The following is a 22,415-nucleotide window of genomic DNA, read 5'->3' on the forward strand; positions in this document are numbered from 1 at the left end:
GGATATCGCCATGCTTCGAACCACTTCGATCCCTTCGTCAGAGTTCTCCCCGGGGTCATGTCTGAAACATGCACCGGCTGGATGAACTGGAGTTGGCAAGGCAAGTTCAGTTCCTGCTTCCATCGCTGACATGTGCAGCACCCACACTTGAGAGAAGCAACTTTGCTCTCTGAATGGCGTCCCTGAGTTCCGGTTCATGAACTGCTTCAGCGGCTTCCGCTTGGTCGAACCATCGCAGGCTGCGTTGCCCCTTCTCCGGCCAGCGCTTGCGCTGACTTTTCACCTTGAGCGGAAAGACCTCTCCCTGACAGGGTACTACCTCTCTGCTCTTGAGACGCTTACCGTAGCCATACGAGCCAATCGGCACCTTGCCGACTTCGCCGACCAAACCAGCCTCTTCCAGAGCCTCGCGCGCGGCCGAGGCATGCGGTTTTCGCCCTTTCATTGGCCAACCCTGTGGGATGACCCAGCGTCGTGTGCCGCGGGAGGTGATAAGCATGACCTCAATGCTGCCGTCAGCCCGTTCCCGAAAGGGCAGGCAGGCGTACTGAATGGCGGACGGCGGGTACAAATCCGGTGAACTCCTATGACTTCCTCGAACAAACGCGCGTGGAGCGGTGTAAGCCGCAACGTTGATTAGGGCGGAAGCTGACGACATCCCGAGCCAGCCATACCTTGCGTTAGTTGAACACGTGTGCATAGACTTTTCGCGTGAGCTTGAGGGCAAATCTCTCTCGATCGCATAATGCCTGTTGACCTCTCGCAGAGCATCAATCGACCGGAGCAAGTCCTTATGGAGGCGTCTTCAGATCGCGAAGAACAGCTGAAACGCGATCGCGCAACCCGTAACTTCGTTACGGCAGAAGAGGTTGCCCGGCTCGCCGGAGTGTCCCGCTCAGCCGTGTCCCGCACATTCACGCCAGGAGCCAGCGTCTCAGCCGATGTAAAGCAACGGGTTCAGGAAGCGGCCAAAACGTTGGGATATCGGGTCAATCGCCTAGCCCGAAGCCTGATCAGCGACCAGTCCAATCTCGTCGGCGTCGTCGGCGCCAACCTGTCCTTGCCCTTCATGGCGCGCCAGCTTGACGAACTGAGCCGGGCGCTTCTCCGGCGCGGCATGCAGTGCCTGCTCCTGAACGCCGCCGAGGCGGAGCAGGGGATCACGCCGCTGCTCGAGCTCATCCTCGAGTTCCGCGTGCGGGCCATCGTGGTGATGTCCGGTTCGCCGCCCACATCCATCATCGACGAGTGCATGGCTAACGGCGTACGGGTGATCTTGGTCAACCGGCAGGCCGATGACGCCGAAGCGGATACAATCATCAGCGACGATCTGGGCGGCGCCCGCATCGCGGCCGAGCGGCTGCTCAGGGCCGGATGCCGACGGATCGGCGTCGTCGGCAGCGGGGCGCGCACGCCAACCCAGATCCGCCGACGCGTCGCCTTTACCGATTGTGTCGAGGAAGCCGGGTTTAAGCCCATCGTCTGGGCCTTGGGCGAGACCACTTACGAAACTGGCATGGAAGCCGCCAAAGGCCTGCTTGGCTCCCATGACCTGGATGGTGTTTTCTGCGTCACCGATCTCCTGGCGCTCGGCTTTCTCGATGGGGCCCGCGGGATGGGACGGCGCATACCCGAGGATCTCTCGGTCATCGGCTTCGACGACATCCCGCAATCGGCATGGGCTCCCTACGGCCTGACGACTGTCAGGCAGTCGATGAGCGATCTCACCGGGTCCGTGCTGGCGGCCATCGAACGGGAGATGCACGGAGAGGGTATGGAGCTCGTGCATGAAGTCCTTCCGGTCGAACTCGTCGAGCGAGCGACTGTGCGCCCTTCGATCTGATCTTGGTCCATTCCTTATCCAGAAGGCCCCTTGCAAGCTTTGCACACGTGTGCAAAGCTCCTCTTACTACTCCAATGTGATCCTCCCGCGGCCGAGCTGTGCCGCGGCGGTGCCTGGATGAAGTGCGCGAGTTGACCGCCCGCCGGCAAAGCCGGACGAGAGCACCAGAAGTCAGCCGCTAGTGGGAAACGCATTTGAGCCGGTCCCGGCTCCGGGAAGGACGTGACGGAATGACGACTTCGGCGGCGCCAGCACAAACCCCATCGAACCTATCGTCCGCACGCGCCATTCTGGGCCACCTGCGGCACTTCTTCACACAGCCCGAACGCCTCCTCGGCATCCTGCTCGCCGTTGTGCTGGGGGCGCTGGTGCTCGTGCCGCTGTTCGAGCTGATCCGGGAGACCCTCACCGTTCAGCCTTATGACCGCGCCTATCTGCCCAAGGCACAGCCGGGCGAGTTCACCCTCTTCCACTACGAGCGCGTCTTCGCCGGCCGCCTCTCCTGGGCGATCTTCTACAAGCCGTTCTTCAACTCGCTGGTCACGGCCTTTGCCGCGACCGCCATCTGCCTGACCCTCGGTGCCGGCTTCGCCTGGCTGATCGTGCGCACGAACATTCCGTTCCGGAACTTCCTGCACACGCTGGTGATGATCCCGTACATGCTCCCGTCGTGGGTGATGGCGCTGGCCTGGATCACGTTCTTCAAGAACGACCGCATCGGCGGAGCGTCAGGCGCCTTTGCGTACTTCTTCGGCGTGCAGCCGCCGGACTGGATCGCCTATGGCCCGATCCCGATCGTCATCTGCCTGTCGCTGCACTACTACGTCTACTCCTATCTCTCGGTGTCGAGCTCGATCACGAGCGTTGACAGCCAGCTGGAGGAGGCAGGGGCTATGGCGGGCCTCTCGCGCCTCAAGCAGTTTCTCTGGGTCATCGCGCCTCTCCTGCTGCCCGCCATTGGCTCCGCGGTCGTGATGACCTTCATCCGCGTGGTCGGATCGTTCGGCACGCCCGCCGTGCTCGGCATGCCGGTGCGCTATTTCGTGCTGCCGACGCAGATCTATGCCGCCATGGGGACACGCAATGCGGGAGACGGCTTCCTGCTTGCGCTCGTGCTCGTGGTCCTCGCCTGCCTGTTCATCTTCATCAACCAGCGCCTCATCGGCGTCCGCAAGAGCTTCGTGACCCTCTCCGGCAAAGGCTTCCGCAGCAAGGAGATCGATCTCGGGCGCTGGCGCTGGCCGCTCGTCATCCTTATCATGCTGCTCATGACGGCGGCCGTCGCCTTCCCGCTCGTCCTGCTGGTCCTTCAATCGCTGATCAAGACGGCCGGCAATTACAGCCTCAGCAACCTCACCCTGCACTATTGGATCGGCGGGGGAGGCGAGGGCGTCGACCAGCTCCAGGCTGCCCTGGTCGACAACGGCAACATCATCGATGCCACCTGGAACAGCCTCAAGCTGGCGTTCCTCACCGCCATGGCGACCGGCATCTTCGGCTTCCTCATCGGCTATGTGGTGGTGAGGACCCGCGGCTCGCTGACCTCGCGGGCCTTGGAGATGGTGGCCTTTCTGCCATACATCTTCCCGGCTTTGGCCTTTGGTGCGATCTATATCGGCATGTTCGCCCGTCCGTTCGGGCCGATCCCGGCGCTCTACGGCACCTTCGCGCTGCTCGTCCTGATCTGCTCGGTCAAGACGCTGCCGTTTACGTCCCGCACGGGCATTGCGGCGCTGTTGCAGATCGACAAGTCACTAGAGGAAGCAGCCCGGGTCCAGGGCATCGGCTGGTTCCGCCGCATGGTGCGGATCATCGTGCCCATCGCCGCCGGCGGGCTTCTCTCCGGCATGCTGCTGAGCTTCATCAGCATCATGCGCGAGCTGTCGCTGATCATCCTGCTCGTCACGCCGTCAACCAACGTGCTCGCCGGCGTCATCTACAACTACCAGAACCAGGACATGCCCCAACTCGTCGGCGTCGCCACCGTGCTGCTCGTCGCCATCGTGATTGCGGTCAACCTGGTCGTCCGCGCCTTGTCAACGAAGGCGAGGATCGGAGCGGCCTGACCGCTCCATCCAGGTCGACTCAAAGAGAAACGAAGGAGGAAGCTCATCATGACACCGACTTTCCGCAGCGCCAAAGCCTGGCTCGCGGCCGGAGCCCTGACCCTTGCCCTCGCTGCGCCGGCCTTGGCGCAGCAGGCTGATCCCAAATGGGATGCTTGGCTGCAGAAAAGCCAGCTCGGTCCGTACCAGAAGAACGAGAACTGGGACGAGGTCGTCACCAACGCGAAGAAGGAGGGCGAGGTCGTCGTCTATTCCTCCTCGGGCACGATGCTGAAGGTGGCCGAGGACTTCGCGAAGTTGTATCCCGAGATCAAGGTCAAAGCCTATGATCTTGGCTCCGAAAAGACCATCGAGAAGGTCGTGCGCGAGCACCAGGCCGGTGTCTACGCGGCAGACGTGGTCTACTCGGGCGGCACCGAGCAGATGGTGTTCGACCTGCTCCCCAACCACCGCATCGTCAACTACGTGCCGTCCTATCTGACCGACAGGATCGCCGCCGAACATCGCGAGCCGCTGCTGACGCATGTGATCGAGGCCTACGGCGTCTTCTACAATTCGGAGGCCCACCCGCAGCCGCCGATGAAGACCATCTGGGAACTGACCGAGCCGCAATGGAAGGGCCGCTTCTCCATGAAGTCGCCGGCCGGCTCGCTCACCACGCTGATGATGCTGGCCGCCATCGTCGAGCACTCCGACGAGATGCAGAAGGCCTACGAGCAGCACTACGGCAAGAAGCTTGAACTCTCACCCGGCGTCGAGAACGGGGGCTACGAGTTCCTGCACCGGCTGATCGGCAACGATATCGTCATTTCCGACAACAGCTCGAAGATCGCCACGGCCGTCGGCCTGCGCGGCCAGGCCAAGCCGCCGATGGCGTTCTCGGTCATCCATTACCTGACCAAGAACCAAAGCGATAACTACGCCAACGCGATCCCCTACGATCTGCAGCCCGCGGCGTTGTTCTCCTATCCGACCTATGTGGCCGTGGCTGGGCAGGCGCCCCATCCCAACGCGGCAAAACTCTTTGTGGCGTTCCTGATGGGCAGCAAGGATCTGAATGCGACTTCGGAGCTGAAGGCGCCGTACCGGTCCGGGAAGTCGCTCGAGCTCCTGCAGGGCATGGCCGCCTTCTACCAGGTCGGCACCTTCTCGCCGCGTACCGACGTTCCGCCGCCGCCCCACAGCGAGATGTGGCCCAAGGCGCGTAAGCTCACGGCGTCGCCTGAATTCGTGAAGGACAACATCGCGAAGATCAGCGACTTCTGGATGGCCGAGACGAGCCGGTAACCCGACCTGAATGACTTCCGCACGAGAGAGTGCCCATGTCTGAAATCACCCTCAGAAATCTCACGAAGTCGTACGGAAGTCATCTGGCCCTTCCGAGCCTCGACCTCGACATCCCGAAGGGCAGCTTCGTGACCCTGCTCGGGCCGTCGGGCTGCGGCAAGACCACGACCCTGCGCGTCATCGCCGGCCTGGAGCAGGCGACCACGGGCGAGGTCGTGCTCGGCGGGAAAACGGTCTACTCCAGCCGGACCGGCGTCTTCGTGCCGCCCGAGCGGCGCGGCCTCGGCTTCATCTTCCAGAGCTACGCCCTGTGGCCCAACATGAAGGTCGACCGCAACATCACCCTCGCGCTCGCGGAGGCGAAGCAATCGGCGCACGTGATCAAGGAGCGCCTTGCAGAGGCGCTCGCGAAGGTCCAGCTGACCGGGCTTGCGGACCGCTATCCGTCCGAGCTGTCGGGCGGTCAGCAGCAGCGGGTGGCCGTGGCCCGTCTGATTGCGGCCCGCAACTCGGTCTTGCTCATGGACGAGCCGCTGTCGAACCTCGACGCGAAACTCCGGACGGAGATGCGCACGGAGCTGAAGCGCCTCCACCGTGAACTGCAGGCGACCACGGTCTACGTCACGCACGATCAGGTCGAAGCGCTGACCATGTCCGATATCATTGTCGTGATGAAGGACGGCGTCATCCAGCAGCAGGGCTCGCCTTACGAGATCTACCACAACCCCGCCAACCTCTTCGTCGCCGAGTTCATCGGCGATCCCAGGATCAACCTCCTTGACGGCAACCTGGCGACCGTTGGGGGCGAGCGGATCGTGCGCTTCGAGGATGCTGTCATTCCCGTTCTGGCAGGCCTGCAGGTCCCGGATGGCCCGGTGACGTTCGCGATCCGCCCGGAGAACATCACGATTGTCGAGCGGCAGGGCCCGTTCAGCCTGCAGGCCGAGGTCGACATCGTCCAGCCCACCGGATCGCAGACGATCATTTCACTTACGGTCCGAGGGCACCGGGTCACGGCGCTCATTCCCCGCTTCGAGACCTCTCTGCCGAAGAAGACCATCTGGATCGAGTTCCCGCCCGACCAGATCACCCTCTTCGACAAAGGTAGCGGGAACCGGCTCCCATTGGCGCCACCCGTTGTCGGAGCCTCTCACGCGGCCTGAATGCGACGTTCGGCTGGAGGCCGAACAGGCAGAACGGACAACCCTGTGGCACACCCCTTCCCGATGAGTGTGCCGCAACAGCCATACCACGAAGATCAGGATCAAATTTTTGATGGTGACTCAGTTCAATTTTCCACGTCCCCCGATGAGCCTCATCGTGGACGATCTCCCGCCGTTCGGGGTGAAGCTTTTCGTTGGGGACGCCAATGCGGCGTCGGACAAGGCTTTGCTTGAGAGCAACGACATCGCCATCGTGGTGAACTGCGCCGTCAATCTCGACATCGACTACACGGCCGGGGTCGGAGCCTCCGATATCGCGTCGCCGCACGGCCCAGTCCGGAACTACAAGCTGGGTCTCATCGACGATGCGGGCAATCCCGACACGATGCTTCTGGCCGGCTACTACCTGCTTGATGGCGCCCTGCATCAGCAGCTGCCCGACCGCCACACGTACCCTCACCGTCGCCGTGGCAACGTGCTGCTGCACTGCCGCGGCGGGCGCAGCAGGTCCGTGATCCTGGCGGCCCTGTACATCCACATCCAGATGCCCAACCGGTTCCCGACCCTTGAGGCCGCCATTGATCACCTGCGCGCCACGCGTGAGCTTCATCCTGATGAATGGATGGAGACACCAAAGCCGATGCTGATCGAAGCCGCCCGCCATGCCGCTGCGTGGATCCGGCGGATCGAGCGCGAGAAGCATCCGGCGACACAGCGCGTTTCCTCCAGCCAGTAACCAGGACAAACCTTCATGCCCGTCTCCAACATAGCCAGGGCCGCAGAGCCCGTCTCTTTGTCCGCACTAGAGAAATCCGACCTCAGACTGGCTGTCGCATCCGCGGTGGCACGTGAGGCGGGGGGCTTGGCCCGCCGCCGGTTCAACGGACGCCCCGGCACGACTGGCATCAACCTCAAGGGACATCAGGACTATCTCTCGGCCGTCGATGCCGAGGTCGAGAGCTTGGTGCGCAGCCGGCTGCTGGAGAGCTTTCCCGAGGATTCCTTCTTCGGCGAAGAGGGTGGAGGATCGTTCGACGACAATGTGTGGGTGGTGGATCCGGTTGATGGCACGGCGAACTTCGTGCGCGGGATCTCACAGTTCTGCATCTCCATTGCGTATGTGCGCGACGGCCGGACCCGGATCGGGATTATTTACGATCCGATGCACGATGAACTGTTCGCAGCCGAGCGCGGCCGGGGCGCGACACTGAACGGCGAGCCAATCCGGGTCAGCGGTCTGGGCGATATGCAATCCGCCACCATCGAAGCTGGCTGGTCGACCCGGCTTCCGCTCAGCCAGTACGTTGATCTCGTCGGCCGGATCCTGGCGGATGGTGCGGGCGTCCGTCGCGGAGGGTCAGGCGCCCTGGCCCTGGCCTACGTGGCGGCGGGCCGGATCGACGGCTATTGCGAGTTGCACATGAACTCGTGGGATGCCCTGGCCGGGATGCTGTTGATCGAGGAGGCGGGCGGCTGGGTGAACGATTTCCTCGCCGGTTCTGGACTGCGCGACGGCAACATCGTGCTCGGCTGCACATCCGGTCTGAAGAGCCCTCTCGCCCGACTGATGGGAATGGTCTGACTGCACCCGAATGGTTGATCGTGGGACGCGACAGCTCCTGTGCCTGGGTTGGCGCGGCAGGGGCTCGCGCTCCCACGAGCTTTGAAAGCGATTGCCCATGTTGTTCTCAATCCATGATGCCAGCATTGTGGATCAAATGCTTCGCAAAGCGGCGAGGTCGGAGATCATGCTCCGCTTTCGGAACCTGTCGAGCCATGAGGTTCGGCAGAAATCGTCGGCCATGGATCTTGTGACGGATGCCGATGAGGCTGCCGAGCGGATGATAGCCAGAGAGCTGGGGCGGGCGTTTCCGCATGCTGTCCTGATTGGCGAGGAGGCCACGGCGCGTGACCCGTCGCTGCTGAACAGGCTGGCGGACGCGGACCTCGCCTTCCTAATCGATCCGGTGGACGGCACCAAGAATTTTGCTTCGGGTCTCCCGTTGTTCGGGGTGATGGTGGCGGCCGTTGTGCGAGGGGAGGTCGTTGCCGGTTGGATCCATGACCCGGTTGGGAACGACACGGCGATGGCCGTCCGCGGGGAGGGGGCTTGGATCGAGTACCCCGACGGCAGACGAACCGATCTCCGGGTTGCGCCTTCGGTCGCGGTCCGAGCCATGTCGGGATGCGCGTCCTGGCATCATATGCCGGAGCCCGTGCGGTCCACCGTCGCGGCTAACCTCACAGGTTTCGGGGCTGTTGCCTGCTATCGCTGCGCGGCGCACGAGTATCGGATGGCCGCCGCCGGACATTGCCACTTCCTTGTCCACTCGAAGCTTATGCCTTGGGACCATGCGGCAGGCTGGCTGCTCCATCGGGAAGCCGGCGGCTACTCCGCACGGTTTGACGGAGCGCCCTATCGTCCGACCTTCCATGAAGGAGGCATCATATGCGCCCCCGACGCAGAGAGCTGGCGGACGATCCATGAGAGACTGTTCGGTCTCACTGCAATGTCGCTCGCGAGTTCTGTCGGGGCTGGGCAGTAAGCGTGTGTGAGCTACTTACTCCTCTGCGCCACTGCTCGCACGCGGGCAGTCAGTAGCACGGGAGGAAAATCATGAGACGACTCGTCAGTGTCGCGGCCTTGCTGGCCGCTACAAGTAGCATTGCGTACGCTCAGAACACCCTGCCTCAAACCAATGACGCCTACTTCCGCGCGGCTCAGTCCGCGCTCCAGGAGCGCCTGCGGGTGACGCCGAACATCAACCGCGCCAAGAACGTGATCCTGTTCGTCGGCGACGGCATGGGCATCTCCACAGTCACAGCGGGCCGCATCTACGAGGGGCAGAAGCGCGGCGTTGACGGCGAGTCGAACTCGCTGACCATGGAAAAGCTGCCTTTTGCGGCCCTGTCGAAGACCTACACCCATGACGCGCAGGTCGCCGATTCCGCACCGACCGCCGTGGCGATGGTGACCGGGGTCAAGACGCGCAATGACGTCATCGGCGTCAATAGCGAGGTCGAGGTCGGCGACTGTGCTGGGTCCAAGGGCAAGGAGGTGCTGAGCCTAGCGGCCATGGCCGAGCGGGCCGGGCAGGCCACCGGCGTCGTCTCCACCGCACGCATCACCCATGCCACGCCTGCTTCCATGTACGCCCATACGCCCCATCGAGACTGGGAAGGCGACGCAAATATGACGCGGGAGGCCATCGCGGCCGGATGCAAGGACATCGCCCAGCAACTCGCCGCATGGTCTCACGGGGACGGCTTTGAGGTCATTTTCGGCGGCGGACGCGACCGCTTCCTTCCGGAAACCGTGAACGACCCCGAGGATACAGACAAGAAGGGCTCGCGCAAGGATGGGCGGAACCTCGTCCAGGAATGGCAGAACCGCTACTCCAACAGCGGCGTGTTCCTGTGGAACCAGGAGCAATTCGACAAGCTCGATACGAAGACCCCACACGTCATGGGCCTCTTTGAGCGCTCGCACATGCGCTACGAGGCTGACCGCCTCAAGGACAACGGGGGCGAGCCGTCCCTGGCGGAGATGACGGTGAAGAGCATCGACATCCTGAGCCAGGACCCGAACGGCTTCTTCCTCATGGTCGAGGGCGGGCGCATCGACCACGCCCATCACGACGGCAATGCGTATCGCTCACTCGAAGACATGGTAGCCTTCGACAATGCCATCAAGGCGGCGCTGCAAAAGGTAAACCTCGATGAGACGCTCGTGATCGTGACGGCAGACCACAGCCATACGCTGACTATCAGTGGATATCCGAAGCGTGGCAACCCGATCCTGGAGACCATCGTCGAGCCGGACGGCAAGCCAAAACTTGGCAAGGATGGCAAGCCGTTCACGACACTCGGCTATGCGAACGGGCCCGGCGCCGTGAAAGAGAATGAACCACGTCCGACGCCAGCTAATACCACCGCGCCGGATTACAAGCAGCAGTCCCTGGTCCCGCTCGACAGCGAGACCCACGGCGGCGAGGACGTTGCGATCTTTGCTGGCGGCCCCTGGGCTCACCTCTTCGCGGGCGTGGTGGAACAGAACTACATCTACCACGTGATCGATCATGCCACGAAGTTGGGTGAACGCTCAGGCCTGCGTGCAGCCGCTCAGTAGGAACTCTAGCGGGTGGGCTGGACCCGGCCCACCCGTCCCGCAAATTTATATGCCCTTGGGCCATCCGATATGCCTTAGAACGAATGCAGGAACAACCGTTAATGGCACATCCAAGACGTACGGCTCTGGTCAGCTTAGAGGTGTGAATCGGACATTAACAAGGCCAGAGAACTCCCTTGCCTTCTCCAACATCAGGATCCTGCAATGTCATCGATCCATCCGCCAAACAGGTCAGCAACCTCCAGGCTGCTTGCAAGATTGTAATTCTCGTCGACGAGTTCCTTGTCCTGGTGCTGTAACAAGCCACTCGCCAGGTGCGGCTCGGCTCCTGCTCGATATCGAGCGGTGAAGGCCCCGCATCGGCGGAAGTCATGTGGGCTGAGAGCCGCACCAAGAGTTGACCGAGTGGTCTCGGTGATCCTCCGTTCGACACTTCCATAGCTGAGTCCCTCACCATACTGCCCAATCCAGAGTGGACCCATCAGCAATTGGTTCGACTAATCCCCGATCATAAACTCACCGGTTTGCCGAAGAAGCCGTGGTCTCGCCCAGGTGAGGTACAGGCCAATAGCTGGGTTGAGGCCCTGTCGGATGAGGTGGAGATCCGGCCGTCTATTCTTGACCTTCAGGCCCGGCAGCTTGATTGCCCAGCGATCCTGCTCGCGCACAAAGCTGTGACCCAACCTGAGCTCCGAGAAGTTCTTCAGCCGAATCGGGCAATAAGCGAGCATGGCTATCATCAGACCATCGCGGATCTGACCGGCTCGCCAGATCGGGCGGCGCCTGTGAGCTGCCTGAGCCTCCTTGAAGGGCAAAGTTGCAAGCCGCTCCACAAGATCCCGCTCCTCGTGTGCCGAGAGGAAGTCAGGCTGATATCTGAATCCCTCAGGCAGGGCAGGGGAAGCCTGGGAAAGGTCATTTTGGATTGGGTTCATCGGTCACCTCCCCGTTATGCAACATCGAGTTCGCCGACTGATGAAAAGCTCGAGCTTTCGATGCGCTACTCAACGCAGTTGCAGCCGCATTCGTTGAGCAGCAGGAGCACGCTGGTGACAGACAGCCCTTCGGGAACAAATCCCGGCTGGCGCTAGTTGGCGGCCAACGGCCGACCAAACGGTGAATGGGGAGAGGGAACTAATGATCCGAGCCTCGGCTCAACGTGCATCAGAACGCTCGCAGCTGGACTCCGCCTGATGACCACAGGCTCCGAGCGGCTGACCGGCAAGGTCGTGATCGTGACCGGCGGCGGACGCGGCCTCGGCCGCTCCATGGTCCTCGGCTTCGTGCGTGCCGGCGCAAGCGTTGTCGCGACCGCCGCGCGTGAGACAGCGGAGGTCGAGCAGGTGGCACGCGAGGCCCGGGAGCTGGGCCATGCGAACCGCATCCTTCCCCTGACGGCTGATGTCACGCGGGAGGAAGACTGTGTCCGAGCGGTCGAGGCTGCTCATTCGCGGTTTGGTCGTCTGGATGTTCTCGTGAACAACGCCGGGCGGGGCATGAAGTATGTCAGCGAGGCGTTCCTCACCGAGCCGGCCCGGTTCTGGGAGGTTGCGCCTGAAACCTGGCAGATGGTGATCGATACGAATGTGAACGGACCGTTCCTGATGGCCCGGGCCACCGTGCCGAGCATGCTCCAGGCGGGCTGGGGCCGGATCATCAACATCTCGATGAACCACGACACCATGCGCCGCCGCGGCTTCTCGCCCTACGGCCCGTCGAAAGCCGCGCTCGAATCCGAGACCGTCATCTGGGCTCAGGATCTTGCCGGAACGGGCGTGACCGTGAATGCCCTGTTGCCAGGGGGCGCCACGCTGACCGGCATGATCCCGCCAGGCGTCTCCAGCGCTGTGCGTGCGCAGCTGCTGGATCCCGACATTGTCATTCCGCCACTGCTGTGGCTCGCCTCGACCGAGGCTGACGGAGTGATCGGCCGACGCCTAGTCGCCAACCGATGGCGTTCCGATCTCGACGAGACCGCGGCCGCCGAGGGCGCCATGGAGGAGGCCGGATGGGGGCTACGATAGGCAGGCTCTCATCTGGCAGAGTGCGCTGCGGTGCCGACCCGAAAGACGCCGCCTAAACGGGAGCACCCGGTGTCGGATGCGTTCCCGTTGTCCCAACAAACTGGACAATCACCATGGATGTGCAAACCCTCTTCCAGCCGTTCAGCCTCAAATCCCTCACGCTGAAGAACCGCATCGTCATGGCGCCCATGACGCGGTCGTTCTCCCCGAATGGCATCCCGACATCGGACGTTGCAACCTATTACGGCCGACGGGCCGGGGAGGTCGGGCTGATCGTGTCCGAGGGCACGGTGATCGACAGACCAGCCTCGTCAAACGACGCCGATGTGCCTCATTTCTACGGTGAACAGGCGCTGGAGGCCCGGAGGCAGGTTATCGGCGAGGTGCATGCGGCCGGCGGCGCCATGGCGCCGCAGATCTGGCACATGGGCGTCATGCACCCTCACGCCTCGGGCTGGCAGCCTCCGGGGCCATTCGAGGGCCCGTCCGGGCTCGTGATGCCCGGTGAGCGAATCGGTGTGGAAATGAGCGAGGCCGATATCACCGAGACCATTGCCGCCTTCGGCCGCGCCGCACGGGATGCCAAGCGGTTGGGCTTCGATGCCGTCGAGATCCACGGCGCCCACGGGTACCTGATCGATCAGTTCCTGTGGGCCGGCCTGAACAAGCGCACCGATGCATGGGGCGGGGCAACCCTGCCCGAGCGCAGCCGCTTTGCCGTCGCGGTGGTGAAGGCGGTTCGTGAGGCTGTTGGCGAGGATTTCGTCGTGATCCTGCGCCTGTCGCAGTGGAAGCAGCAGGACTTCGCTGTCAAGCTCGCCAAGACACCCGACGAGATGGAGGCCTGGCTCACCCCACTCGCAGAGGCCGGGGTGGACATCTTTCATTGCTCGCAGCGGCGCTTCTGGCAGCCGGAGTTCGAGGGCTCGGACCTCAACTTTGCCGGCTGGGCCAAGAAGCTGACCGGAAAGGCGACGATCACGGTCGGATCAGTGGGCCTGTCAGGCGAGTTCATCGCGGCCTTCCAGGGCGAGAGTTCCCATCCCAGCTCCTTGGATGAACTGCTGCGCCGGTTCGGGCGAGGCGACTTCGATCTGGTAGCGGTCGGCCGCGCGATCCTATCCGATCCGCAATGGCCGACGAAGATCCGCGAGAACCGCAGCGAGCAGTTGCGCGACTTCACCCGCGAGGCTCTTGCGACTCTTTACTGAGCGTTGGCGGTTGAACATATCCACGACCGCGCGTCTGCGGGCATGAGGCAGCGGCTCTGCTCGCCCAAAGGGCTCAAACGGCAGAGCGAAATGGAGACAGGCATGAAGGGGATCACACTGCACGCACCGGGCGGATTGGATCGGCTAGAGCTGACCGAGATGCCCGATCCCGGTTCTCCCGGGCCCGGCGAGATCCGGGTCAGGCTTCACGCGAGCTCGCTCAACTACCACGATTATGGCGTCGTGAGCGGACGGATGCCGACGCGAGACGGACGAATTCCGATGTCGGACGGCGCCGGCGTAATCGAAGCCGTGGGCGAGGCGGTAACGGAGTTTGCCGTCGGCGACCATGTCGTGTCCTGCTTCTTTCCGGGCTGGCTTGAGGGACCGCCGGCGGTGAGTGATTTCTCGACGACGCCAGGCGACGGGGTCGATGGCTATGCCCGGGAGGCTGTGGTGCGCCCGGCGACCTGGTTCACCCGTGCACCTGAGGGCTTCAGCCATGCCGAAGCGGCCACGCTCACCACGGCGGGGTTGACCGCCTGGAGGGCCTTGGTCGTCAACGGTGGCCTCAAGGCTGGAGATGTCGTGCTGGTGCTGGGCACCGGTGGGGTCTCGATCTTCGCGCTTCAGCTCGCGAGGCTGATGGGTGCGACCGTCATCGCCACCTCCTCGTCGGACGAGAAGCTGGAGCGGGTCCGGGCTCTTGGGTCCGATCACACGATCAACTACCGCCAGCATGAGGATTGGGGCGTCCGCGCGCGGGATTGGACCGGCGGACGTGGTGTGGATCACGTCATCGAAGTCGGCGGGCCGGGCACGCTGGGGCAATCAATTGCCGCTGTGCGGGTTGGCGGACACATTTCGCTGATCGGCGTCCTGACCGGTCGCTCTGGCGAGGTCCCGACCGGAGCCCTGATGGCCAAGCAGGCCCGGCTTCACGGGTTGATTGTCGGCAACCGAAGCCAGCAGATGGACTTCGTGCGCGCGATCGAGGCGACCGGGATCCGGCCTGTCATTGATCGCAGCTTTGCCCTTGCCGCCATGGCCGAAGCATTCCGGTATGAGGAATCGGGAGCCCACTTTGGCAAGATCTGCCTGGAGTTCTGAGGATTTCGGATGTCGAAGCACTTCCGGAAAGCAAGCTGAATGCGGGAACCAAAGCCGTGGCGCCGTTCACGTCTCATAAGCGCACCTTCCGAAGGGTGGTGGTTTCCTGGACGTGGGTCAGAGCGTTGGTTTTATCGTCCAGAACGATGTTCAGTGTAGGATCTCGCTCTAAGTTGGGTCTGTGACTTCTGCCAGACGCTTCGAGTTTGCCTTCACGCGAACCCGCACAGGTCGGAGAACCGCAGTCCAAGGGAGGCAGACATGAAGATCGGCATTATCGGCGCAGGCAACATTGGCGGCAACCTGACCCGCCGCTTCACCGCGCTCGGGCACGAGGTCTCGGTGGCCAACTCCCGCGGGCCTGAAACGCTCGCCTCCTTGTCGCAGGAGACCGGCGCCAAGGCCGTTTCGGTCGCTGAAGCGGTCCGCGACAAGGATCTCATCATCGTCACGATCCCGCAAAAGAGCATCCCCAACCTCCCAGCAGGATTGTTCGACGGCGTCGGCCCTGATGTCGTCGTCATTGACACCGGCAACTACTATCCGCAGCAGCGTGATGGTCGCATCGAGGAGATCGAGAATGGCACGCCGGAGAGCCGCTGGGTCGAGGGGCAATTAGGCCGGCCGGTGATCAAGGCGTTCAATAACATCTATGCCCGGCACCTGCTCGAGCGTGGTCAGCCGCGGGGAACTCCTGGCCGCATTGCCCTGCCGGTTGCAGGGGATGATCCGAAGGCCAAGGACATCGTGCTTCAGCTCGTCGACGAACTCGGGTTTGATGGCATTGACGCCGGAGGCCTGGACGAGTCCTGGCGGCAGCAGCCGGGAACGCCTGCGTACGGGACAGACCATGATGCTGAGGGGGTCCGTCGCGCCCTGTCCGAAGCCAGCCGGGAGCGCAAGCCGGAATGGCTCGCCAAGTAAGACTGCAAAGTCCGCTGTCTGTTTTCATGAGAGGGCGCCGCTATGTCGTTCGATCCCGGCACCTTGTGCTTTCGCGAGCCGATAGGCGCTGCCCAGAAGATCGATAAGGTCGAGCAATCGTGCCACATAGGGATCACGGGCAGTAAAGCCCGATATCTCGTGCTCGGCCTGCTACGCACGTTCTAGGGCATCGATCAAGCGAAGCAGATGGCGCCAATGCAGCCCATGAGCGCCGCATTCCGAACCTGTAGCCCCGCCAGGATATGCCTGAGTGGACAGCGCACTTCCAGTGACTATCAAGCGCGAGGCTCCACGCGCAGAAGTGGAAGTTATTCCTCTAGTTAGAGCGTTGGATTACCCTAGATGTTTGCGGATCCGACATTTCACCGGACCGTGCGATGCAGAAAGATCTTGAGCCCACTTCACCCACGACTGCGCAGGAACGAATGGGCTTCGTGCGCGTCCGCGGGGCCCGCGAGCACAATCTTAAGAATATCGATCTTGAGATTCCGCGCGATGCTCTGGTTGTTTTTACAGGCGTGTCCGGCTCCGGAAAGTCTTCGCTGGCCTTCGGAACCCTTTATGCCGAGGCACAACGGCGATATCTCGAGTCAGTGTCGCCTTATGCCAGGCGACTGTTCCACCAGATGCCCGTTCCGGATGTCGATGACATCGACGGTCTGCCGCCCGCCGTTGCGCTTCAGCAGCAGCGCGGTTCACCGACCACACGCTCCTCGGTCGGCAGCGTCACGACCTTGTCCAACCTGCTGCGCATGCTTTACTCCCGCGCTGGCGACTATCCACGCGGCCAAGCGATCCTCTATGCCGAGGCGTTCTCGCCCAATACGCCCGAAGGCGCCTGTCCCCAGTGCCACGGCCTTGGCCGGGTTTATGAGGTCACCGAGCAGTCGATGGTGCCCGACAACACGCTGACCATTCGCGAGCGAGCGATTGCCGCCTGGCCGACCGCCTGGCATGGCCAGAACCTGCGCGATATTGCGACCACGCTCGGCTTCGACGTGGATCGGCCCTGGCGGGACCTGCCCAAGAAGGATCGCAACTGGCTTCTTTTCACCGATGAGCAGCCGACCGTTCCTGTCTACCCCGGGTATACGCATCAGGAGGTTCGACGCGCGCTCAAGCGCAAGGAAGAGCCGGCCTATCAGGGCACCTTCACGAGCGCCAAGCGGCACGTGCTGCACACCTTCGCCAACACGCAAAGCCCGCTGATGAAGCGGCGGGCGGCACAATACATGGTGAGCACCGAGTGCGCACTCTGCCACGGCAAGCGCCTTCGGCCCGAGTCCCTGTCGGTCACGTTCGCGGGATTGGACATCGCCGACATCTCCAGTCTGCCGCTCGCCCGCCTCGCCGACATCTTCCATCCCTATGCAGGCGGGAGGGCTCCGCGGCTAGCCAAGATTGAGGCCGAGCATCCGGAAAAGGCGGTGGTCGCGCAGCGCATCGCGCAGGATCTTGTCGCCCGGCTCAGCGTCATGCTCGACCTCGGGCTCGGCTATCTCGCCGTCGACCGCAGCACCCCGACGCTTTCACCCGGCGAGCTCCAACGACTGCGGCTGGCCACGCAGGTGCGCTCCAATCTCTTCGGCGTCGTGTATGTGCTCGATGAGCCGTCGGCCGGGCTTCATCCCGCAGACACGGAGGCGCTCCTGAATGCGCTCGGGAAACTGAAGGCGTCCGGAAACTCGCAGTTCGTGGTCGAGCACAATCTCGATGTCATCCGTCATGCCGACTGGATCGTCGATGTTGGACCTGGAGCGGGAGAGCAGGGAGGCTTCGTGATCTACAGCGGTCCGCCGGACGGGCTCAGCCAGGTCGAGGCCTCGCAGACCCGGCGTTTCCTGTTCGGCGAAAGCTTCCTCCCGCCTCGGGAAGTGCGCTCACCGAAAGGCTGGCTGCGCCTCGCCCGGGTAACACGCAACAACCTGCACGAGCTCGACGTCGCATTTCCCTTAGGCGTGCTCACAACCGTGACAGGCGTATCCGGCTCAGGCAAGTCGAGCCTGGTCAGCCAAGCTCTAGTTGAACTGGTAGCGGAGCATCTGGGGCACGATATCGCTGAGCCGGAAGAGGAGGGCGAGGAGCTTGAGCGGGCCGCGATGATGGCCAGCGAAGGCCGGATCGTCAGTGGCATGGAAGGGATCAAGCGCCTGGTGCGGGTCGATCAGAAGCCGATCGGGCGCACGCCGCGTTCGAATCTCGCCACCTATACCGGCCTTTTCGATCATGTCCGCAAGCTGTTTGCCGCAACCAAGCAGGCCCGCGCCCGGCGCTACGATGCTGGACGCTTTTCCTTTAACGTCGCCAAGGGCCGCTGCCCGCATTGCGAGGGCGAAGGCTTCGTGATGGTCGAGCTGCTGTTCCTGCCGAGCGTCTATGCTCCATGCCCGACCTGCCATGGCGCCCGGTACAATGCCGACACGCTCAAGATCAGATACCGCGACAAATCCATCGCCGACGTGCTCGGAATGACGGTCGATGCGGCCTGGGAGTTTTTCGCCGACGAGCCGCCTTTGCATCGTTCGCTCACGATCGTGCGGGAGGTGGGGCTGGGTTATCTGAGACTGGGCCAACCCGCGACCGAGTTGTCCGGAGGGGAGGCGCAGCGAATCAAGCTCGCGACCGAGCTTCAACGGATCCAGCGTGGCGATACGCTCTACGTCCTCGACGAGCCTACGACCGGACTGCATCCCGCCGATGTCGAGAGGCTCGTGGCCCAGCTCGATGGGCTGGTCGAAGCCGGCAACACTGTCATTGTGGTCGAGCACAACATGCGCGTTGCCGCGAGAAGCGACTGGGTCATGGATCTCGGTCCGGGAGCCGGGGACGAGGGCGGGCAGGTGGTTGCATCGGGACCGCCGGCGGAAGTCACAAAAGCATCAGGCAGCCGTACGGCGCCTTATCTGGCACGAGCTCTCGTTTGATGCACTTCAAGCTATGAGGCGCCTTGGACAAAGGCCTGCCCAGAGCGTGATGTGTTTCCAAGTGGGCAGCTACAATCTCTGTCGGAGGCGGCGACCGCGGCACACAGCCCGCCGCCTTGCTCAGCCCTGGCGCCCAGTGGAAGTTCGTCCATTGCGTATCCGGGGCCCATGACAAGGTCGGGAGCATGAATCCTGTATCCTTCGACAGATCCAGAGGCCTGCATTTTGTTACTGGGATCGCTCCGGTTTCAGGGAATGAACACAGAGCGGACGCAACCGTCATCCTTGTGCTTGAACATGGCGTAGCCATGCGGTGCATCTTCGAGCGAGAAACGATGCGTCGCCAGGAACGATGGGTTCAGCTCTCCCTTCTGGGCATGGTCGAGCAGGCGGTCCATGTAGGCCTGCCCATGCTGCTGGGCCGTGCGCACCGTCAGGCCCTTGTTCATGATCGCTCCGATTGGAAACTTGTCCATCACGCCGTAGACGCCGAGGATCGAAAGTATTCCGCCTTTGCGGCAGGCCAGGGTTGCCTCCCGTAGCGCTTGGCCGCGATCCGTGTGCATGTACATGAGCTGCTTGGCACGGTCGTAGGCGTATTGCAGACCGGTGCCGTGCGCCTCCATGCCGACCGCGTCGATGCAGGCGTCGGGACCCCGGCCACCTGTCATTTCCTTGAGCACCTCCAGGACGCTGTCGACCTCCTCATAGTTGATGGTCTCGGAGCCGACATGCTCGCGGGCCATCTGCAGCCGCTCGGGCAAGCGGTCGATTGCAATCACCCGCTCGGCTCCCATCAGGAAGGCGCTCTTCTGCGCCATCAAGCCGACGCCGCCGCAGCCCCACACGGCCACCACGTCCCCGGGCTGAATATTGCAGAAATCCGCCCCCATGTAGCCGGTCGGCGCCGCATCGGAGAGAAACAGCACCTGCTCGTCCGGCAGACCATCCGGCACCTTGAAGCAATCGTTGTCGGCAAATGGCACGCGCACATACTGGGCGTGGGCCCCGGCGTAGCCGCCGAACGCGTGGGTATAGCCGTAGATGCCGGCCGTCGGATAGCCGAGGATGGGCTCCTGCAGCTCAGGCTTGGGATGGGTATTGTCGCACAACGAATAGAGTTTGTTCTTGCAGTACCAGCACTGGCCGCAGGTGATGAAGGACGGCACCACGACCCGATCCCCCTTCTTGACCTTCTTCACCTCAGGCCCGACGTCCTCGACCACGCCCATGAACTCGTGGCCGATCACGTCACCGGCCTTCATGGTCGGGATGTAGCCGTCAATGAAGTGCAGGTCCGAGCCGCAGGTGGTCGACATGGTGACCCGCAGGATGCAGTCATGCGGATTGACGATCTCGGGATCCTTGACCGTCTCGACACGCAGATCGTTGACGCCGTTCCAGATGAGCGCACGCATGAGAAGCCTCCTCGTCAGCGAGGGTCGGGCCGAGCCGCCGGCTGGCGCTCGGTGGTCGGGATCTCGCCGGTCTGGACGAGGGCCTTGAAGTAGTGCAGCGACTTGCTCGCAAGCGCCGCCGGTACCGTATTGCCCAGCATCTGGGCGGCAATCCGGCCGAGCATGCCACCGGGCGGATCAAGGCTGGCACGCAGGACCACCACCGTGCCACGGTTGCCGGCAGCGGAACGGAAGCGCACCGACGCTTCCCGGATCAGAGCGCCCCCGCCTTGTGCCTCCCAGCGCATGAACTCGCCCGGCTGGTCGTCGGCCAGGTGCATGTCCCAGGAGCCCAGATTGGATCCGGCGCTCCAGCGTGTCTGCCCGTCACCCGCGGACTGGACATCGGCAAAGGGCGCCATGATCCGCCTCATGGTTTCCGGATCGCGCCAGCGACGGTAAAGTTCGTCCGCGGGAACGTCCTCGATCGTAATCGAGCGCTCGACCTCCGGCTCGTGCTCAGCGGCCGACCGTCGGTTCTGACCGGTCCTGGTCCGGCGCCCGGTATCGCGCATTTGGGCTTCGATGAGACCGATAGCGGCCACGCCGGCAGCGGCCGCGATGGCAAATCCGACCATACCGAGGCCGTTCCGGCCTCCGCGAGCATCCTGTCTCCCTTGCGGCTGGCCCGGCCGGGACTGTGCGGCTCCCGTTGCTTGAGTGCGAGGCGGACTGTCATTTCGGACCCGTCTGGGCCGTTCATCGTGTTGGTCCGCCATGGCACACCTCAGTGGTGTCGAGAGACTTCAGTAGCGTCCCGCCCGATGAGATTGGATTGCTGGCGCAAACTATCGTCGTTCAGCGGGAGCCGTGGAGAGTAACAATTGCAAGGGCCCCTACGGATAACGGTCGATTCCTGAGGGAAAGTACGCGGCTGCAAACGAAACAGTGTAGGCCGGCCTCCCTCAGCCTACCTTACAGCACAGAGCAGCCCATGCAGGTGGTCAGACGTCTTCCGGATGCTCGCTACCGCCGTACTCACATTAAAGCTTTTGGAGCATCCTTCATGCTGTCTAAGCTCTAGGAGACCTGGACTTATGGCGTGAATGAGGACTGCGGGACCCCGCGATGTAATAGTGTAGACAGAGTTAGCTGCGAACGACGTGTAGCCGTAGTTCCTTATGGCAAGCCGCCCTGACAACTCTAAAGTAATATCGGAAGTCCCCTCATGATGTCTTTCCAAGGGGAATAAATGAGCATGGCGGAAGCTTTTCCCAACGGCGGCATCATGGGTGAACGCGTGCGGACTCACGACTGGGCTGCTACGCCCCTCGGGGCAGCAGAGACTTGGCCGCAGTCGCTGCGCACTGCCTTAAGCATCATGCTGAGCTCCGCCTTCCCCACCTACTTGGCCTGGGGGCCAGAACTGACCAGCTTCTACAATGATGCCTACATTCCGATCATGGGCGACAAACCGAACGGCCTCGGGCAGCCATTCCCCGAGGTCTGGTCGGAGGTGTGGGACACCATCGGTCCGATCACCCATCGGGCCATGCAAGGGGAGGCCAGCTACTTCGAGGACCTGCCGCTGACGCTCATGCGCCACGGCCATCCCGAGGCAACATGGTTCTCGTTCTCTTACAGCCCCATTGGGGATGAGACAGGCGGCGTTGGCGGGGTGCTGTGCACTGTCCACGAGACCACCGAGCGCGTACGAGCCGAGGCAGCCCTGCGCGAAAGCGAGAACAAGCTTGCAGCCATTCTGGAGCAATTGCCGGTTGGTGTCGGCCTCGTCGACCAGGAGGGGAACATCACCCTGAGCAACCGTATCCTCCAGCAGTACGCCCTTGATAAAGTTCCTTCCAGAGATCCGATCCAAGGCGAGCGCTGGCGGGGCTACACCCCGGATGGCCAGCGTCTCAGCCCCTCCGACTATCCGAGCGCGCGGGCACTGCGGGGTGAAACGGTTGTTCCAGGTATCGACTTTCTCGTCACACTCCCCAATGGCCAGGAGATCTGGACGCGGGTGAGCGCTGCGCCCTTTCGCAACACCGCTCAGGAGGGTCTGGGCGCAGTCTTCGTGGTGCAGGTCGTCGAGCGGGAGAAGCGGACGGAGCAGGCGTTGCGCGAAAGCCGAGCGCGGCTCCAGGCGGCCATCGACCTCGTCGGTCTGTCACCCTACACCTGGAATCCGATCACGGGAGCCCTGGACTGGGATGCCCAGCTCAAGGCGATGTGGGGACTGGCGCCTGATGCTCCTGTCGACCACGAGGTTTGGCTATCCGGCATTCATCCCGAAGATCGGCCGCGCGTCGA

General features: G+C 62.9%; 17 protein-coding genes and 1 pseudogene. 14 read left to right on the forward strand and 4 right to left on the reverse strand.

What is annotated here, in order from left to right; translation table 11 throughout:
• Positions 1-106: 106 nt before the first annotated feature.
• Positions 107-499 carry an NUDIX hydrolase gene (locus tag KBI52_RS12870; protein WP_247654361.1) on the reverse strand — a complete coding sequence of 131 codons (393 nt, stop codon included), beginning with the start codon at positions 497-499 and terminating at the stop codon, positions 107-109.
• A gap of 294 nt (positions 500-793) precedes the next feature.
• Here KBI52_RS12870 and KBI52_RS12875 point away from each other — a divergent pair, with 294 nt between their 5' ends.
• The 8 genes from KBI52_RS12875 to KBI52_RS12910 all read left to right on the forward strand — a co-directional run bounded on the left by KBI52_RS12875 (position 794) and on the right by KBI52_RS12910 (position 10,488).
• A complete protein-coding gene (locus KBI52_RS12875; protein WP_173946300.1) occupies positions 794-1,843 on the forward strand; it encodes a LacI family DNA-binding transcriptional regulator in 1,050 nt (349 codons plus the stop codon).
• A 230-nt stretch (positions 1,844-2,073) separates the two neighbouring features.
• On the forward strand, positions 2,074-3,909 hold the full coding sequence (locus KBI52_RS12880; RefSeq protein ID WP_210807898.1) for an iron ABC transporter permease: 1,836 nt from the start codon (positions 2,074-2,076) through the stop codon (positions 3,907-3,909).
• 48 nt (positions 3,910-3,957) lie between these two features.
• Positions 3,958-5,196: an ABC transporter substrate-binding protein gene (locus tag KBI52_RS12885; protein ID WP_210807900.1), complete on the forward strand. Its 1,239-nt coding sequence runs from the start codon at positions 3,958-3,960 to the stop codon at positions 5,194-5,196.
• Positions 5,197-5,231: 35 nt separating this feature from the next.
• On the forward strand, positions 5,232-6,359 hold the full coding sequence (locus tag KBI52_RS12890; protein WP_173946297.1) for an ABC transporter ATP-binding protein: 1,128 nt from the start codon (positions 5,232-5,234) through the stop codon (positions 6,357-6,359).
• A gap of 112 nt (positions 6,360-6,471) precedes the next feature.
• Positions 6,472-7,095, forward strand: coding sequence for a dual specificity protein phosphatase (locus KBI52_RS12895; RefSeq protein ID WP_173946296.1), 624 nt, complete (start codon positions 6,472-6,474; stop codon positions 7,093-7,095).
• A 15-nt stretch (positions 7,096-7,110) separates the two neighbouring features.
• Positions 7,111-7,941: an inositol monophosphatase family protein gene (locus KBI52_RS12900; protein ID WP_210807902.1), complete on the forward strand. Its 831-nt coding sequence runs from the start codon at positions 7,111-7,113 to the stop codon at positions 7,939-7,941.
• Between the two features lie 97 nt (positions 7,942-8,038).
• Complete coding sequence (locus KBI52_RS12905; protein WP_173946294.1) at positions 8,039-8,905, forward strand: inositol monophosphatase family protein; 867 nt, start codon at positions 8,039-8,041, stop codon at positions 8,903-8,905.
• Between the two features lie 71 nt (positions 8,906-8,976).
• On the forward strand, positions 8,977-10,488 hold the full coding sequence (locus tag KBI52_RS12910) for an alkaline phosphatase (RefSeq protein WP_210807904.1): 1,512 nt from the start codon (positions 8,977-8,979) through the stop codon (positions 10,486-10,488).
• 497 nt (positions 10,489-10,985) lie between these two features.
• Here the strand turns inward: KBI52_RS12910 and KBI52_RS12915 are convergent, their stop codons facing one another.
• A complete protein-coding gene (locus KBI52_RS12915; protein ID WP_210807906.1) occupies positions 10,986-11,228 on the reverse strand; it encodes a hypothetical protein in 243 nt (80 codons plus the stop codon).
• Positions 11,229-11,681: 453 nt separating this feature from the next.
• Between KBI52_RS12915 and KBI52_RS12920 the strand changes: the two genes are divergently transcribed.
• The 5 genes and pseudogenes from KBI52_RS12920 to uvrA all read left to right on the forward strand — a co-directional run bounded on the left by KBI52_RS12920 (position 11,682) and on the right by uvrA (position 18,702).
• On the forward strand, positions 11,682-12,512 hold the full coding sequence (locus tag KBI52_RS12920) for an SDR family NAD(P)-dependent oxidoreductase (RefSeq protein WP_210807907.1): 831 nt from the start codon (positions 11,682-11,684) through the stop codon (positions 12,510-12,512).
• A gap of 113 nt (positions 12,513-12,625) precedes the next feature.
• Positions 12,626-13,723, forward strand: coding sequence for an NADH:flavin oxidoreductase (locus tag KBI52_RS12925; protein WP_210807909.1), 1,098 nt, complete (start codon positions 12,626-12,628; stop codon positions 13,721-13,723).
• 102 nt (positions 13,724-13,825) lie between these two features.
• Entirely contained in the window at positions 13,826-14,833 is a 1,008-nt protein-coding gene (locus KBI52_RS12930) for an NAD(P)-dependent alcohol dehydrogenase (protein ID WP_210807911.1), read from the forward strand.
• Positions 14,834-15,079: 246 nt separating this feature from the next.
• Positions 15,080-15,757, forward strand: a pseudogene (locus tag KBI52_RS12935) (NADPH-dependent F420 reductase); the annotation flags it as partial.
• Positions 15,758-16,155: 398 nt separating this feature from the next.
• A complete protein-coding gene (uvrA, locus tag KBI52_RS12940; RefSeq protein ID WP_210807915.1) occupies positions 16,156-18,702 on the forward strand; it encodes an excinuclease ABC subunit UvrA in 2,547 nt (848 codons plus the stop codon).
• Positions 18,703-18,950: 248 nt separating this feature from the next.
• On the opposite strand, the gene KBI52_RS12945 is transcribed toward uvrA, so the two are convergent.
• A complete protein-coding gene (locus KBI52_RS12945; RefSeq protein WP_173946287.1) occupies positions 18,951-20,120 on the reverse strand; it encodes a zinc-dependent alcohol dehydrogenase in 1,170 nt (389 codons plus the stop codon).
• A 14-nt stretch (positions 20,121-20,134) separates the two neighbouring features.
• On the reverse strand, positions 20,135-20,737 hold the full coding sequence (locus tag KBI52_RS12950; RefSeq protein WP_210807917.1) for an SRPBCC family protein: 603 nt from the start codon (positions 20,735-20,737) through the stop codon (positions 20,135-20,137).
• A gap of 620 nt (positions 20,738-21,357) precedes the next feature.
• On the opposite strand from KBI52_RS12950, the gene KBI52_RS12955 reads away from it, so the two are divergent.
• A partial coding sequence (locus tag KBI52_RS12955) for a PAS domain-containing protein (RefSeq protein WP_210807919.1) occupies positions 21,358-22,415 on the forward strand: 1,058 nt, incomplete at its 3' end.

Source organism: Microvirga sp. HBU67558 (genome assembly GCF_018069605.1).
Classification (GTDB): Bacteria; Pseudomonadota; Alphaproteobacteria; order Rhizobiales; family Beijerinckiaceae; genus Microvirga; species Microvirga terrae.

Bases quoted from the DNA above. Each gene is read 5' to 3' on its own strand.
- KBI52_RS12870 (WP_247654361.1), bottom strand. From the start codon at position 499: ATGCTTATCACCTCCCGCGGCACACGACGCTGGGTCATCCCACAGGGT.
- KBI52_RS12875 (WP_173946300.1), top strand. From the start codon at position 794: ATGGAGGCGTCTTCAGATCGCGAAGAACAGCTGAAACGCGATCGCGCA.
- KBI52_RS12880 (WP_210807898.1), top strand. From the start codon at position 2,074: ATGACGACTTCGGCGGCGCCAGCACAAACCCCATCGAACCTATCGTCC.
- KBI52_RS12885 (WP_210807900.1), top strand. From the start codon at position 3,958: ATGACACCGACTTTCCGCAGCGCCAAAGCCTGGCTCGCGGCCGGAGCC.
- KBI52_RS12890 (WP_173946297.1), top strand. From the start codon at position 5,232: ATGTCTGAAATCACCCTCAGAAATCTCACGAAGTCGTACGGAAGTCAT.
- KBI52_RS12895 (WP_173946296.1), top strand. From the start codon at position 6,472: ATGGTGACTCAGTTCAATTTTCCACGTCCCCCGATGAGCCTCATCGTG.
- KBI52_RS12900 (WP_210807902.1), top strand. From the start codon at position 7,111: ATGCCCGTCTCCAACATAGCCAGGGCCGCAGAGCCCGTCTCTTTGTCC.
- KBI52_RS12905 (WP_173946294.1), top strand. From the start codon at position 8,039: ATGTTGTTCTCAATCCATGATGCCAGCATTGTGGATCAAATGCTTCGC.
- KBI52_RS12910 (WP_210807904.1), top strand. From the start codon at position 8,977: ATGAGACGACTCGTCAGTGTCGCGGCCTTGCTGGCCGCTACAAGTAGC.
- KBI52_RS12915 (WP_210807906.1), bottom strand. From the start codon at position 11,228: ATGATAGCCATGCTCGCTTATTGCCCGATTCGGCTGAAGAACTTCTCG.
- KBI52_RS12920 (WP_210807907.1), top strand. From the start codon at position 11,682: ATGACCACAGGCTCCGAGCGGCTGACCGGCAAGGTCGTGATCGTGACC.
- KBI52_RS12925 (WP_210807909.1), top strand. From the start codon at position 12,626: ATGGATGTGCAAACCCTCTTCCAGCCGTTCAGCCTCAAATCCCTCACG.
- KBI52_RS12930 (WP_210807911.1), top strand. From the start codon at position 13,826: ATGAAGGGGATCACACTGCACGCACCGGGCGGATTGGATCGGCTAGAG.
- uvrA (WP_210807915.1), top strand. From the start codon at position 16,156: ATGCAGAAAGATCTTGAGCCCACTTCACCCACGACTGCGCAGGAACGA.
- KBI52_RS12945 (WP_173946287.1), bottom strand. From the start codon at position 20,120: ATGCGTGCGCTCATCTGGAACGGCGTCAACGATCTGCGTGTCGAGACG.
- KBI52_RS12950 (WP_210807917.1), bottom strand. From the start codon at position 20,737: ATGGTCGGATTTGCCATCGCGGCCGCTGCCGGCGTGGCCGCTATCGGT.